16 protein-coding genes are annotated in these 14,369 nt (G+C 43.9%); 9 read left to right on the forward strand and 7 right to left on the reverse strand.

Annotation, left to right across the window (positions count from 1 at the left end; genetic code table 11):
• A complete protein-coding gene (gene pdhR / locus LIX84_RS08890; protein ID WP_005396680.1) occupies positions 1-768 on the reverse strand; it encodes a pyruvate dehydrogenase complex transcriptional repressor PdhR in 768 nt (255 codons plus the stop codon).
• Between the two features lie 405 nt (positions 769-1,173).
• On the reverse strand, positions 1,174-1,725 hold the full coding sequence (gene ampD / locus LIX84_RS08895; RefSeq protein ID WP_046875077.1) for a 1,6-anhydro-N-acetylmuramyl-L-alanine amidase AmpD: 552 nt from the start codon (positions 1,723-1,725) through the stop codon (positions 1,174-1,176).
• A 92-nt stretch (positions 1,726-1,817) separates the two neighbouring features.
• On the opposite strand from ampD, the gene nadC reads away from it, so the two are divergent.
• The 8 genes from nadC (at position 1,818) to yacG (ending at position 9,002) form a co-directional block, all read left to right on the forward strand.
• Positions 1,818-2,705 carry a carboxylating nicotinate-nucleotide diphosphorylase gene (gene nadC, locus LIX84_RS08900; RefSeq protein ID WP_226421115.1) on the forward strand — a complete coding sequence of 296 codons (888 nt, stop codon included), beginning with the start codon at positions 1,818-1,820 and terminating at the stop codon, positions 2,703-2,705.
• A gap of 262 nt (positions 2,706-2,967) precedes the next feature.
• Positions 2,968-3,402: a type IV pilin protein gene (locus tag LIX84_RS08910; protein ID WP_329958991.1), complete on the forward strand. Its 435-nt coding sequence runs from the start codon at positions 2,968-2,970 to the stop codon at positions 3,400-3,402.
• Positions 3,402-5,087, forward strand: coding sequence for a type IV-A pilus assembly ATPase PilB (gene pilB / locus LIX84_RS08915; RefSeq protein WP_226421116.1), 1,686 nt, complete (start codon positions 3,402-3,404; stop codon positions 5,085-5,087). The genes LIX84_RS08910 and pilB overlap by 1 nt, the downstream gene beginning before the upstream one ends.
• Before the next feature lie 23 nt (positions 5,088-5,110).
• A complete protein-coding gene (locus tag LIX84_RS08920; RefSeq protein ID WP_017635918.1) occupies positions 5,111-6,334 on the forward strand; it encodes a type II secretion system F family protein in 1,224 nt (407 codons plus the stop codon).
• 64 nt (positions 6,335-6,398) lie between these two features.
• Positions 6,399-7,268 (forward strand): prepilin peptidase, encoded by an 870-nt coding sequence (locus tag LIX84_RS08925; RefSeq protein WP_226421117.1) that lies wholly within the window; start codon positions 6,399-6,401, stop codon positions 7,266-7,268.
• Positions 7,269-7,883, forward strand: a complete 615-nt coding sequence (gene coaE / locus LIX84_RS08930) for a dephospho-CoA kinase (protein WP_047008979.1) — start codon at positions 7,269-7,271, stop codon at positions 7,881-7,883. It begins immediately after the preceding gene.
• A 27-nt stretch (positions 7,884-7,910) separates the two neighbouring features.
• Entirely contained in the window at positions 7,911-8,651 is a 741-nt protein-coding gene (gene zapD / locus LIX84_RS08935; RefSeq protein ID WP_012841416.1) for a cell division protein ZapD, read from the forward strand.
• A gap of 156 nt (positions 8,652-8,807) precedes the next feature.
• Positions 8,808-9,002 (forward strand): DNA gyrase inhibitor YacG, encoded by a 195-nt coding sequence (gene yacG / locus LIX84_RS08940; protein WP_005396692.1) that lies wholly within the window; start codon positions 8,808-8,810, stop codon positions 9,000-9,002.
• A gap of 661 nt (positions 9,003-9,663) precedes the next feature.
• On the opposite strand, the gene rplS is transcribed toward yacG, so the two are convergent.
• From rplS to ffh, 5 genes are all read right to left on the reverse strand, one after another.
• Complete coding sequence (rplS, locus tag LIX84_RS08945; protein WP_005379971.1) at positions 9,664-10,017, reverse strand: 50S ribosomal protein L19; 354 nt, start codon at positions 10,015-10,017, stop codon at positions 9,664-9,666.
• A 41-nt stretch (positions 10,018-10,058) separates the two neighbouring features.
• Positions 10,059-10,802 carry a tRNA (guanosine(37)-N1)-methyltransferase TrmD gene (trmD, locus tag LIX84_RS08950; protein WP_005425529.1) on the reverse strand — a complete coding sequence of 248 codons (744 nt, stop codon included), beginning with the start codon at positions 10,800-10,802 and terminating at the stop codon, positions 10,059-10,061.
• Between the two features lie 27 nt (positions 10,803-10,829).
• Complete coding sequence (rimM, locus tag LIX84_RS08955; RefSeq protein ID WP_005379964.1) at positions 10,830-11,378, reverse strand: ribosome maturation factor RimM; 549 nt, start codon at positions 11,376-11,378, stop codon at positions 10,830-10,832.
• A gap of 29 nt (positions 11,379-11,407) precedes the next feature.
• On the reverse strand, positions 11,408-11,656 hold the full coding sequence (rpsP, locus tag LIX84_RS08960; RefSeq protein WP_005379962.1) for a 30S ribosomal protein S16: 249 nt from the start codon (positions 11,654-11,656) through the stop codon (positions 11,408-11,410).
• 209 nt (positions 11,657-11,865) lie between these two features.
• Positions 11,866-13,248, reverse strand: coding sequence for a signal recognition particle protein (gene ffh, locus LIX84_RS08965; protein ID WP_005385423.1), 1,383 nt, complete (start codon positions 13,246-13,248; stop codon positions 11,866-11,868).
• A 224-nt stretch (positions 13,249-13,472) separates the two neighbouring features.
• On the opposite strand from ffh, the gene LIX84_RS08970 reads away from it, so the two are divergent.
• Complete coding sequence (locus tag LIX84_RS08970; protein WP_167426247.1) at positions 13,473-14,267, forward strand: cytochrome C assembly family protein; 795 nt, start codon at positions 13,473-13,475, stop codon at positions 14,265-14,267.
• Positions 14,268-14,369: the final 102 nt, after the last annotated feature.

Consider the following 14,369-nt stretch of genomic DNA (forward strand, 5'->3'; position numbering starts at 1 on the left):
TTACGAGTCATTACCCTGCTGAATTCGACGTAGAGAACGCTCTCGTCGAGACTCTTCTCGAGTCAAATCCAACAATGTTTCTTCGATGTAAGCCAAGTGCGAGTGGGACATTTCTCGCGCCTTTTCAGGCTGACCAGAAACAATCGCATCCACGATATTGGCTCGGTGTTTACTGACTTTCTCGACCGCTTCTGGGCGGCGACGTAGTAATTTAAAATTTTGTAGAATATTTTGCTCAAGCAAAGGTGCTAAGCTTCGAACAATGTGCAACAAAACCACGTTGTGCGCGGCTTCTGTCAAAGCGATCAAAAATTGCATCACTTCCGCAGATTCAGCTTCGATATCGTTGTTTGCTTGCTCTTGGCTAATGCGCTCAAGGCAACCTTGAATACGCGCAAAATCTTCTTCGGTACCACGTAAAGCTGCAAAGTAAGCTGAAATTCCTTCCATTGCATGACGAGACTCAAGCACATCAAGCTGGGTTTCAGAATGACTAGACAACAAATTCAACAAGGGATCTGAAAAGCTCTTCCAGATATTCTCACTTACGAATGTTCCGCCACCTTGGCGACGAGTTAACAAACGCTTCGCTTCTAAGCGTTGAATGGCTTCTCGGACTGAAGGACGAGACACATCGAACTGTCTTGCCAGTTCACGCTCTGGAGGCAGTTGTTGCCCCGGAGACAATGTTCCTTCCACTATCAACCTTTCTAACTCTTGTTCTATAACATCAGAGAGTTTTGGCTGACGAATCCTTTGATAAGCCATAATTTATTGTTCTTCTACTCTTGCAGGTAATTGGTAATACCAATTTTAAGTTGGTGCAGAAATTAACATAATTAAAACGCCACTGTCCAGCCGAAAATTGACCTAAATCATAGAACGAGCTTACTTCCAACACTCTGATAACAATCGACTGTTAAAACAGCAATAGAATTGGTATGACCAATTACATAAAGCATACAAATGGGAAGTCGACGTGCTAGCAATTTTGGAAAAGAAATACAGAAAATGACAAAATTATCAGTCTATTTCTTCACCAAAATGGCGTATACGAGCGTAAAAATGTAGTTAACTTTTAACAATCATTAATATTTCTGGTATCAAAAAAAGGCATACCTGATCGTATGCCTTATTTATTTCGCTTTTTTGAATTTACACTTTCGCTACAAATCAACGCTGTATAAGCTGTCTATATTTCACCCAATCAAAGCTTAGACCAGGATCGCTTTTTCTCAAGGGCGCAATATATTGATGACCGGTAATTCGTGGCAGGGTGATGTGGGGATAAGACTGCATAATTACCTCAGTGATCTCTGCAAGTGATTGATATTGCGCTTCTGTGTAGGCAGTAAATTCTGTCCCTTCAAGCTCGATACCAATGGAATAGTCATTACAACGCTCCCTGCCCGCGAAACTGGATTGACCGGCATGCCATGCTCTATCGAGAAAAGAAACAAATTGAACAACCTCGCCGTTTCTCTTAATCAAGCAATGTGCAGAAACGCCCATTTTGTGAATAACTTCAAAAAATGGATGTGCGTTTGGGTCTAGCTTGCCAGTGAAGAAGTCCTCTATATATGGTCCACCAAACTGCCCAGGAGGCAAACTGATGTTGTGTACCACCAGCAGAGAGATGTCGTTTATATCAGAGCGGGCATCAAAAAATGGTGACGGAACATGCTTTGCCTGTGTCAGCCAGCCATTCTCGATAATTGGGCGCATATCAACCTCTCTTCTTTGCAAATTAACTGCTGAAATTATTGACACCGGAGAGTATCATCCGTTGCCATCTCCCTTTCAAGACAAGATTTGCGATGAAGAACACACACAACATTCAAGAACGCCTAGAATACCTTAAACAACAACTCCCTTTAGAGATCACTCGCTCTGTCGCTGATACCTTAAAAGAAGATCTAGGTGGCAGTGTCGACGCAGATAACGACATTACTGCATCTTTGATCCCTGCCGAGGTGGTTAATACCGCAACGATTATTACTCGTGAGCATGGTGTGTTCTGTGGTCAAGCATGGGCTGATGAAGTTTTTAAACAGCTCGGTGGTAAGGTCAGCATTGAATGGCACGTAAAGGACGGCGATAAAGTCGAACCTAACCAAACCCTTTGTACGCTGACAGGCCCTGCTCGTGACTTGTTAACTGGTGAGCGTAACGCAATGAACTTCATCCAAACGCTGTCTGGCTGCGCAACAGTTACCGCAGAGTACGCTGAAAAAATCGCGCATACTGAGTGTCGTCTACTAGACACACGCAAAACCATTCCTGGTCTGCGTAGCGCACTAAAATACGCCGTGACATGCGGTGGTGGCTTTAACCATCGCATCGGCGTGTTCGATGCTTACCTCATTAAAGAAAACCACATTATTGCTTGTGGTGGCATCACTCAAGCCATCCAAAAAGCGAAAGAGCTCAACCCAGGCAAACCGGTAGAAGTAGAAACGGAAAGCTTAGAAGAGTTGAAACAAGCGATAAACGCTGGTGCCGACATCATCATGCTAGATAACTTCACAAAAGAAATGATGCGTGAAGCCGTAGCGATTAACGCAGGTCGTGCCGCTTTAGAAAACTCCGGCAACATTACGCTAGAGACCATCGCAGAATACGCAGAAACCGGTGTCGATTACATTTCGGTAGGCGCGTTGACTAAGCATCTAAAAGCGATGGATCTTTCGATGCGCTTCAAATAATAAAAGCGACACAATCTAAATTACTTCAACTAACTCAGTGAGTTGTGAGTGATTCATCATTAAAAAGGGCCAATAGGCCCTTTCTTTTTATCCACTAAAAAAATAGTGCTACTCGCAAAACTCTGCATACGATATGCAACTTTTCACCAAAGAGTTTTATCTCACTCGAGAGCCCATCTCTTCCCCATTTTCAACCCACCTTAACTCTCCATAATCTTTCGCTAATGCAAGAGCATTATTAATTTTTAGGAAAGGGTTAAAAATGAAAAACAGTAAACAGAAAAAACAGCAAGGTTTTACGTTAATTGAATTGATGATTGTGGTAGCAATTATTGGGGTGTTATCAGCAGTCGCAATCCCTGCATATAAAGACTATGTCGCAAAGTCAGCTGTAACCTCTGCTGTGGGTACTTTAAAGTCATTACTTACTAATGCTGATTTATATACTCAGAACAACACCACAGTTACTTCCGACTTAGGAGACATCGGTGGGAACGCTACTATGAACGCCCTTGGCAATATTACCGCATCAATTGAAGGTGCTGGAGCAGCCTCAAACGCAAAATCTACACTCAAATTTGTATTTAATACTGGCAATGCTGCAGCAGGTGACATCGAATATGCTAGGACACCAAACACACCCTGGGGCTGTACAAATAATACTAACCCAAAAGTATCTATTGATAGCTGCCCATAATGCAAACCAACCTCTCCACGATTCTTCGTCAAAAAGGACTATTGGCTTTTTCCCAAGAAGAATCGTTGCTTGAGCAAGTCAAAGCTTCTGGCATTTCGATGCCGGAAGCTTTGCTCAGTTCAGGGTTATTTACATCACGCGAACTCACTGAACATTTAAATTCTATTTTTGGATTAAATCAGCCCGAGTTATCTCAGTACGAGTACGCCTCGCTTTGTCAGCAACTTGGCCTTAGGGAATTAATCACACGGCATAACGCACTCCCACTCCACCGTACGACTTCAATGTTATTACTCGCCGTTGCCGACCCCACGAACCAACAAGCAGAAGACGATTTCCGCTTTGCCACTGGTTTACAGATTGAATTGGTGTTGGCGGATTTTCATCAACTCAGCGCGGCAATTCGACGCTTATATGGTCGTTCATTGAGTCATGAGAAGTCCGGGTTAAAAGAGATCAACCAAGAAGAGTTAGCCAATCTGGTTGACGTGGGCGCAGATGAAATCGACAATATTGAAGACTTGAGCCAAGATGAGTCCCCTGTTAGCCGTTACATAAACCAAATTCTGTTGGACGCTGTGCGCAAAGGCGCATCCGATATCCACTTTGAGCCTTATGAAAAGATGTACCGCGTTCGCTTACGCTGTGATGGCATCTTAATTGAAACACAGCAGCCACCAAGCCACTTAAGTCGCCGCTTATCCGCTCGTATCAAAATCCTCTCTAAGCTTGATATTGCAGAGCGACGTTTACCACAAGATGGGCGTATTAAGCTCAAGTTGAATCAAGACACCGCGATTGATATGCGTGTATCCACGCTACCGACTCTATTCGGAGAGAAAATTGTACTACGACTGCTCGACAGCAGCTCTGCGTCATTGGATATCGACAAGCTTGGTTATAGCGAACAACAAAAACAATTGTACTTGGATGCGCTGCGTCGCCCACAAGGCATGATTCTGATGACAGGCCCAACCGGGAGCGGAAAAACCGTTTCTCTGTACACTGGGCTGAGTATTCTCAATAAGCCAGAGATCAACATTTCCACGGCAGAAGACCCAGTAGAGATTAACTTATCGGGCATTAACCAAGTACAAGTACAGCCCAAGATCGGCTTTGGCTTCGCAGAGGCGTTACGCTCTTTTCTTCGTCAAGACCCCGATGTAGTAATGGTCGGTGAGATTCGTGACTTAGACACTGCGGAAATCGCTATAAAAGCATCGCAAACTGGTCACTTAGTACTTTCAACCTTGCATACCAACTCTGCGGCTGAAACGGTTATTCGTTTATCAAACATGGGTGTAGAAAGCTTTAACTTGGCCTCATCTCTTAGTTTGATTATTGCCCAGCGCTTGGCCCGTAAACTGTGCTCGCACTGTAAACAATCACAAGAGCTTACCGTTCAGCTACAACATCTCGGAATTCAAGCAAGCGACAACATTTTTAAAGCCAATCCCGATGGATGCAATGAGTGTACCCATGGTTATTCCGGCCGAATGGGGATTTATGAAGTGATGCGCTTTGATGAACTTCTCTCCGAAGCGCTTATTAAAGGCGCATCGGTACATGAACTAGAAAAACTCGCCATCGCAAACGGGATGAGCACGTTACAAATGTCGGGCATAGAAAAACTCAAACAAGGAATCACAAGTTTTAGTGAACTACAGCGCGTACTTTATTTTTAATCCTTTAATCAGCAGTCACATCCATGAAAAGCACTACACCACAACTTAAAAACTTCCGTTGGAAAGGCATCAACAGTTCAGGCAAAAAGACATCTGGGCAAACCCTCGCGATGACAGAAATTGAAGTACGCGAGCGTCTAGACGCACAGCACATCAAGATCAAGAAGTTAAAGAAAAGCAGTATCTCGTTTCTCACTAAACTCAGCCATCGCGTGAAAGGCAGAGACATCACGGTGTTTACCCGTCAGATTTCGACGATGTTGATAACTGGTGTGCCCTTAGTTCAGGCTTTAAAATTGGTCTCAGAAAACCATAAAAAAGCAGAGATGAAATCCATTTTGATGAGCGTGACACGCGCCGTTGAGGCCGGTACACCCATGTCAAAAGCCATGCGCACTGCAAGTGAACACTTTGACCCACTCTATACCGACCTTATCGCAACAGGTGAGCAATCCGGTAACTTAGCGGAAGTGTTCGAGCGCTTAGCCACCTACCGAGAAAAAAATGAGCAGCTTCGTGCGAAAGTGATCAAAGCACTGATTTACCCAGCTATGGTAGTGCTAGTAGCGTTAGGCGTGTCGTTTATCATGCTCACCAAAGTCATTCCCGAGTTCGAAAAAATGTTTGTTGGTTTTGGTGCTGACTTACCTTGGTTTACCAGGCAAGTATTAGATCTTTCCGCCTGGACACAAAACTGGAGTCCGTTTATCGCACTAGGCTCTATCAGTCTATTCATCTCGGCGAGAATCCTCTCTAAGCGTTCAGATTCTTTTCGCTTAATGCTCAACCGCTCTGTGCTTAAATTTCCTGTTCTGGGCCCTGTATTATCAAAAGCCGCTATCGCCAAATTTAGTCGAACACTCGCCACAAGCTTTACAGCGGGTATTCCAATTCTAACCAGTTTAAAAACCACATCAAAAACCTCAGGAAACTTACACTATCAACTCGCCATAGAAGAAGTTTACCGTGATACCGCCGCAGGTATGCCAATGTATGTTGCCATGCGTAACTGTAATGTGTTCCCTGAATTAGTGTTACAAATGGTCATGATCGGTGAAGAGTCTGGTCGACTTGACGATATGCTCAATAAAGTTGCAACGATCTACGAGTTTGAAGTCGATAACACCGTCGACAACCTTAGTAAAATTCTAGAGCCGCTAATTATCGTTTTTTTAGGCATCGTTGTTGGCGGATTAGTGACAGCAATGTACTTGCCAATCTTTAACTTAATGAGTGTATTGGGCTAGAATGAGCTGTTAACTCCTTTAAAACAGCATCTTGCTGATTTCACTCATCGCTCAAGAGACAAATATGGAAGTATTCCAGTACTACCCTTGGCTATTCGTTGTGTTTGCCACCATCTTCGGTCTGATCGTGGGTAGCTTCCTCAATGTGGTTATTTATCGACTACCTAAAATCATGGAACTAGAATGGCGAAGCGAATGTGCCGAGTCATTTCCTGAATACAAAATAGAACCTCCTAAAGAAGTGCTGACCTTGAGCGTCCCACGCTCCTCCTGTCAGAAGTGCGCAACGCCGATACGAATTCGAGACAACATCCCTGTGATTAGCTGGCTGCTTTTAAAAGGCAAATGCCACAACTGTCAGACAGCCATTAGCGCACGCTATCCACTGATTGAACTGCTCACTGCGTTCTGCTCAGGCTTTGTCGCTTACCACTTTGGTTTTAGTTACTTTACCGTTGCCCTACTCTTTTTCACTTTTATCTTAATCGCCGCAACATTTATCGATCTCGATACTATGTTGTTACCTGACCAATTAACATTACCATTAACTTGGGCTGGCATTGCCTTAGCATTAGTCGAAATAAGTCCTGTTACTCTACAAGATTCTGTCATTGGTGCTATTGCTGGTTACCTATGTCTCTGGTCCGTTTACTGGGGCTTTAAGCTACTTACTGGTAAAGAAGGAATGGGATATGGTGATTTTAAACTACTAGCAGCACTAGGGGCTTGGCTGGGCTGGCAGTCACTGCCGATGATCATTCTACTTTCTTCTGTGGTTGGCATCGTATTTGGCATCATTCAACTACGCTTGCAAAAACAGGGAATTGAAAAAGCTTTCCCTTTCGGTCCTTACTTAGCAATTGCTGGTTGGATAAGCTTAATTTGGGGCGACCAGATTTTAAACTGGTACTTTACTTCAGTTCTAGGAGTGTAAATGGCTTTGGTTATTGGTTTAACAGGTGGTATCGCTAGCGGTAAAACAACCGTCGCGAATCTGTTCAAACAACAATTTAAAATCGATATCGTCGATGCAGACATTGTAGCAAGAGAAGTTGTCGAGCCAGGCACTCCCGGCCTAAACGCGATTATTGAACATTTTGGTCACGATATAGTTCGTGAAGACCAAACTTTAGATCGCGCAAAGCTGAGAGAGAAAATCTTTTCAAACTCAGATGAAAAAGCATGGCTCAACGCACTGTTGCACCCGATAATTCGTGAAAAGATGATCGAAGATTTGCAGCAAGTCACCTCAGAGTATGCGTTACTTGTGGTGCCGTTGCTCGTAGAAAACAAGCTAGACAGTTTGTGTGATCGAGTTCTTGTCGTCGATGTAGAACCGAATACACAGATATCTCGCACGATGAAACGAGACAATGTGAGTGAAGAACAAGCTCGCGCTATCCTTGCCTCTCAAGCATCAAGAGAGCAAAGACTCGCGCTTGCAGACGATGTGGTTAAGAATAATCCAAGTGACCCAGATCTTTTGCTTCAAATCACAGATTTGCACGAAAAGTACCTAGCCATGTGTAAGAAAAATCTGCGAAAATAGGAACGAAACTCACAAAGGCTTATGTCGATGACCACGCACAAATTTGAACATCCGTTAAATGAGAAAACTCGTATTTATCTAAGAGTGGAGTCTCTGCTGCGTCAGGCTCACTTGGCCTCTGGGTTTAGCGAAAATCACCAGTACCAACTGTTTTTCCGTGCGTTATTCGATATGGTTGAAATCTTCGAACAGATCCAGTTGAAAAGTGAACTGGCCAAAGATCTAGAGAAACAACGACTGTCGTACCGCCATTGGCTAAATGTTGATGGCGTCGATCAAGACGCATTAAATACCCTACTACAAGAGATAGATGTCGTTCATAGCCAACTGATGGGTGCAGAGCGTTTTGGTCAAGCACTAAAAGAAGATCGCTTCTTAAGCTCTATCCGCCAACGCTTTAATCTGCCGGGTGGTTCATGTTGTTTTGATTTGCCAGCGTTACATTACTGGCTTCACCTACCCATTGAACGTAAAAAGCATGATGCACAGCAGTGGCAAGTAAGCTTAAAGCCCTTATCTGATGCGCTTTCGCTATGGTTGAAACTCACCAGAGAGACCGGACATTTCAAAGCTCAAATCGGTCGTGCGGGTTTCTTCCAAAGTGACGCTGATGAAGCCAATATTCTAAGGCTCCACATCCCAATGGAATATGGCGTTTATCCTATGATTTCTGGCCATAAAAACCGCTTTGCGATCAAGTTTATGTCGTTTGAAAACGGTCAAGCGTGCACACAAGATATTGAGTTTGAACTTGCTGTGTGCAGCTAAGACGACACTAAGCCTCCCCCACAATCTAAAATTCAACGCTTTATTACGCTTATATTGGATAAAATTTCGTAGCAGCAATAGCGCGTTGAATAAGCCATCTTGAATTCATTTAGGTATACTACCCTTTAACACCAATTAGTAATGGGACGCTCAACTATGTCTAAAATTACCATCGTTCAATGCCCACAATGTGGCGCCGACGTAGAATGGGGAGAACAAAGTCCTCATCGCCCTTTCTGCAGTAAACAATGCCAAATGATTGATTTTGGTGAATGGGCAGATGAAGAAAACACCATCCCAGGCGCCCCCGATATGTCCGACAGTGATGGCTGGTCTGAAGACCAGTATTAATTGAGGCACTAGGGTAAAGGAATATCCTAGGCTCCTTCTTGGGGAGTCTAAATCACGCTCTTTCGTCGCTGTCCAGAGTGACGAATTTTAACCGTGGTGTCCTGTAACCTTTGACCATCATTTGCCGTCATTCCGAGGAGCCATAGCGACATCAGGAATCTACTCACAGCAAGGATGAAGCTAACAACTTAAACACTTGCATTTTCGACTAGTAGATTCTGAACCACACTCCTTCGTCGCTGTTCAGAATGATGAATTTTAACCGCGGTGCCCTGTAATCTTTGGCCATCATTTCCCGTCATTCCGAGGAGCCATAGCGACATCAGGAATCTACTCACAGCAAGGATGAAGCTAACAACTTAAACACTAGTGCTCTCGACTAGTAGATTCTGAATCCCGCTACTTCGTCGCTATCCAGAATGATGAATTTTAACCATTGCGGTCTGCAATCGGTATTCATTCCCCTCTTTTCAACTCTGACTATTTTGATGATCTAGCAAAGCTATTTTTATTCGAGCAAGGCAGAGGCGCGGAGTATATGCCAGTGCATGAGCATCGGCAGTACAGGTCGGATGAAAAGAAAACGAGCAAGCTAATTACACAAATAAAAAAACGGAGCCCTAAAAGGACTCCGTTTAAGATGAGAACGCTAGTTATAGCATTACTTCTTAGCAAGTTTCTCTTTGATACGAGCAGACTTACCAGAACGCTCACGTAGGTAGTACAACTTGGCACGACGTACTGCACCACGGCGTTTAACTTCGATGCTATCAACGATTGGAGAGTGTGTTTGGAACGTACGCTCAACACCTTCACCGTTAGAGATCTTACGTACAGTGAAAGCAGAGTGTAGACCACGGTTACGGATTGCGATTACAACGCCTTCGAAAGCCTGTAGACGCTCACGGTCACCTTCTTTTACCTTAACTTGAACTACAACAGTGTCACCTGGTGCAAATTTAGGTAGGTCTGATTTCATTTGCTCTTCTTCAAGAGCTTTGATGATGTTACTCATTTTTTAAATTCCTAGAATAAACTGATACTAAATAAATTAGGTTACTTTGCGTTATGTTCACTAATGAACTCAGCAAGTAATTGTTCCTGTTCGTCAGTCAGAGCTAGGTTTTCCAGGAGCTCTGGTCTTCTTAGCCAAGTTCGGCCCAGCGACTGTTTTAGTCGCCATTGACGAATGTCCTTGTGATTGCCTGACATCAGTACCGCTGGTACCTCTTTGTCATCCAATACTTCTGGACGCGTATAGTGAGGGCAATCTAACAAGCCATTTGCAAAAGAGTCTTCTTCTGCTGACGCGAAATCCCCTAGTACACCCGGAACAAACCGAGAGACAGAGTCGATTAACGTCATGGCTGGTATCTCACCACCCGTCATCACAAAATCACCAATCGACCATTCTTCGTCGACTTCAGATTGAATGATGCGCTCATCTACCCCTTCATAACGACCACAAATCAGAAGCAAGTTCTCATTCGTTGCCAGTTCTTCCACTCCTTTCTGGTCTAGCTTGCGACCTTGAGGAGAAAGGTAGATGACTTTCGTCTTGCCCGGTGAGGCTGCTTTCGCGGTATGAATGGCATCGCGCAAAGGCTGAACCATCATTAACATACCAGGGCCACCACCGTAAGGTCGGTCATCGACAGTGCGATGTTTGTCGTGAGTAAAATCTCTAGGATTCCAAGTCTCAATCGACAAAAGACCTTTTTTAACCGCTTGACCTGTTACTCCAAAATCAGTAACAGAACGGAACATTTCTGGAAAAAGGCTAATAACGCCAACCCACATGTTTATCTCGCTCTGTAATTTTGGAGATTAGAATCCAGGATCCCAGTCAACTTCGATCCGTTGAGCTTCGCGATCAACATTAATGATCACTTGCTCTTCAAGGAACGGGATTAATCGTTCCTTCTGCCCGAAAGCATCTTTAAGATTTGCTTTAACAACCAGAACATCGTTTGAGCCAGTTTCTAGCATGTCAGTAACAACACCTAGATCGTAACCTTTAGTGGTTACAACTTGCATCCCAAACAATTCGCGCCAGTAGAACTCATCTTCTGACAATTCAGGAAGTACCGCAGGGTCAATAGCAATTTCAAAGTTCGTCATTAGATGCGCGTCTTCACGAACATCCATGCCTTCCAGCTTAGCCACCATACCTTTGTTATGGCGCTTCCAGCTTTCTACTTTGTACTCAACCCACTTACCCTTTTGGTTAATGTACCAAGGGCTGTAATCGAAAATGCTTTCAGCATTGTCTGTGTAGGAAAAAACCTTAAGCCAACCTCGAATGCCGTAAGTAGCACCAAACTTGCCTACAACAATCTTTTCGTTGCTCATTGTTTCTTTACCTTTCATCGACATAAACTAGTTTCTACTTTTCAAGTAAAAAATTAAGCCGCTTTTTGAGCGTCTTTAACTAGCTTAGCAACGCGGTCAGATACAGACGCGCCTTGACCAACCCAGTGGTTAACGCGGTCTAGGTCTAGACGTAGACCTTCTTCTTGACCTTTAGCAGTTGGGTTAAAGAAACCAACTTTCTCGATGAAACGGCCAGTTGCAGCGTTGCGGCTGTCCGCTACTACGATTTGATAAAATGGACGCTTTTTAGCGCCGTGACGTGCCAAACGAATGGTTACCATGTCGTCCTCTTTGCTTTCTCAAAAATAAAATTAACCCCAAAAACCATTCAAGAAATTAAATAGTTTGGGGTCTCGTGCCAAAATAAAGCTCCGGAATTTTACTCTTCTCCCGGAGCAATGCAAGGAGTTTAGTTACTTTTTCACCAACATAAATTGAATTTAAAGTTTGTGACGTACCTAACACCCTGAATCTATGCGTGATCGATTAATTAACGACCAAATGGGTTGAAGCCACCGCCTCCACCCATGCCGCCCATCATGCCTTGCATGTTGCGCATCATGCCTTTCATGCCACCTTTTTGCATCTTTTTCATCATCTTCTGCATTTGGGTGAACTGTTTTAGTAAGCGGTTTACGTCTTGAACCTGCACACCAGAACCAGCCGCAATACGTTTCTTGCGTGAGCCTTTGATAATCTCTGGGCGTTGACGTTCTTTCATTGTCATGGAGCTGATGATCGCCTCCATCTGCTTGAACATCTTGTCATCGACTTTGTCTTTCACATTGTCTGGTAGCTGAGACATGCCAGGAAGCTTATCCATCATGCCCATCATGCCGCCCATGTTTTGCATCTGGCCTAGCTGTTCACGGAAATCTTCAAGGTCGAAACCTTTCTTCTCTTTGAACTTCTTCGCCAGCTTTTCTGCTTTTTCTTGGTCAACGTTGCGTTGTAGGTCTTCAATTAAAGACAGAACGTCACCCATACCAAGAATACGTGAAGCAACACGATCTGGATGGAACGGTTCTAGCGCGTCAGTTTTTTCACCGACACCCAAGAATTTGATTGGTTTGCCCGTTACATGGCGTACTGACAGTGCCGCACCACCACGAGCATCACCATCAACTTTAGTTAGAACTACACCGGTAAGAGGTAGCGCATCGCCAAAGGCTTTTGCTGTATTTGCTGCGTCTTGACCCGTCATAGCGTCAACAACAAATAGCGTTTCTACTGGGTTGATAGCTGCGTGAAGATCTTTGATCTCCCCCATCATCTCTTCATCAATCGCCAAGCGACCTGCGGTATCGACAATCAATACGTCGTAGAATTTTTTCTTCGCATGGTCAATCGCTGCATTGGCGATATCAATAGGCTTCTGGTCTGGTGATGATGGGAAGAAGTCAACACCGATGTCTGATGCCAGCGTTTCAAGCTGCTTGATTGCCGCAGGGCGGTAAACGTCGGCAGACACAACCAAGACTTTCTTCTTGTCACGCTCTTTTAAAAGCTTAGATAGCTTACCTACCGATGTGGTTTTACCCGCACCTTGTAGACCCGCCATAAGAAGCACAGCAGGTGGTTGAGCGGCAAGGTTTAGCGCCTCATTCGACTCACCCATTACGGCTTCAAGTTCTGTTTGAACGATCTTGATAAATTCCTGACCTGGAGTCAGAGATTTAGAAACTTCTACACCTACCGCTTTTTCTTTAACGCGGTTAACAAATTCACGAACAACCGGAAGCGCAACGTCAGCTTCTAGTAAGGCCATTCGTACTTCACGTAGGGTCTCTTTAATGTTGTCTTCGGTCAGACGACCTTTGCCACTGATATTTTTCAGCGTTTTGGATAATCGATCCGTTAAATTCTCAAACATCTTTGTCTCTTCGCTAAAATGGCGATTAATTAGTGTGAGTATACATTAGCCAAGGTCTGAGTCATACCCGTACCGCTGCTCTATTCTTGTCTCTATTTCTATATGGTGCGGTAACTTATTAATTTCAATATCTCATCTCTCACGATTGATGTCGGATATAACGTAGCCCCAAAGTGTAATGCAAGGTATAATTTCCTCATTGTGCACAATAATATTTAGGATTCATGGATAGCTTAATAGCCATCGCGGCCGCCATACTTTATGTTTTGGCGATTGCGACCATCATACCCGGACTCTCACAGCAGTCAGGAATCAAAGCAAAAACAGTGTTTGCTAGTGCTGCCTGTGCGCTTGTTTTTCATGCGTGGATTTTGAGTGATCTGATTTTTGATGGTGCAGGTCAAAACCTTAGTATTCTAAACGTAGCCTCTTTGATCAGTTTTATTATTTCTCTGGTCATGAGCCTTGCTATGTTGAAAAATCGGTTGTGGTTTTTATTGCCTGTCGTTTATAGCTTTGCTGCCATCAATTTATCTGCTGCCACATTTTTGCCAAGCACGTTTATCAAGCACCTAGAGAATGACCCTAAGCTACTCATTCACATTTCTTTTGCGCTGTTCTCATACGCAACTTTAACTATCGGTGCACTCTACGCACTTCAGCTGGCTTGGTTGGATCACAAACTGAAAACAAAAAAATCTTTGGCGATTAACCCAAACCTGCCGCCTTTATTAATGGTAGAGCGTCAGCTATTCAAAATCATTTTGATCGGTAACTTATTGTTAACTGGCACGCTCATTACTGGCTTTGTCTTTGTGCAGGATATGTTTGCTCAAGGTAAAGCGCATAAAGGAATTCTTTCTTTCATCGCTTGGGTTGTGTACTCAATACTGCTTTGGGGTCATTATCAAAAAGGTTGGCGTGGTAGAAAAGTTACTTGGTTCGCTGTCGCAGGGGCAACGCTGTTAACTCTGGCGTATTTTGGCAGTCGCTTTGTGAAAGAAATCATCTTGAATTAAGGAGCTCTAGGGCTCCTATCCTTTATATTTTAGGCTAGATAAAATACAGTACGCCTTAACCCTTTGACTTAACGGACTTACTCAACCGTTATATAACCCAAT

Source organism: Vibrio sp. E14 (assembly GCF_020515785.1).
GTDB lineage: Bacteria > Pseudomonadota > Gammaproteobacteria > Enterobacterales > Vibrionaceae > Vibrio > Vibrio diabolicus.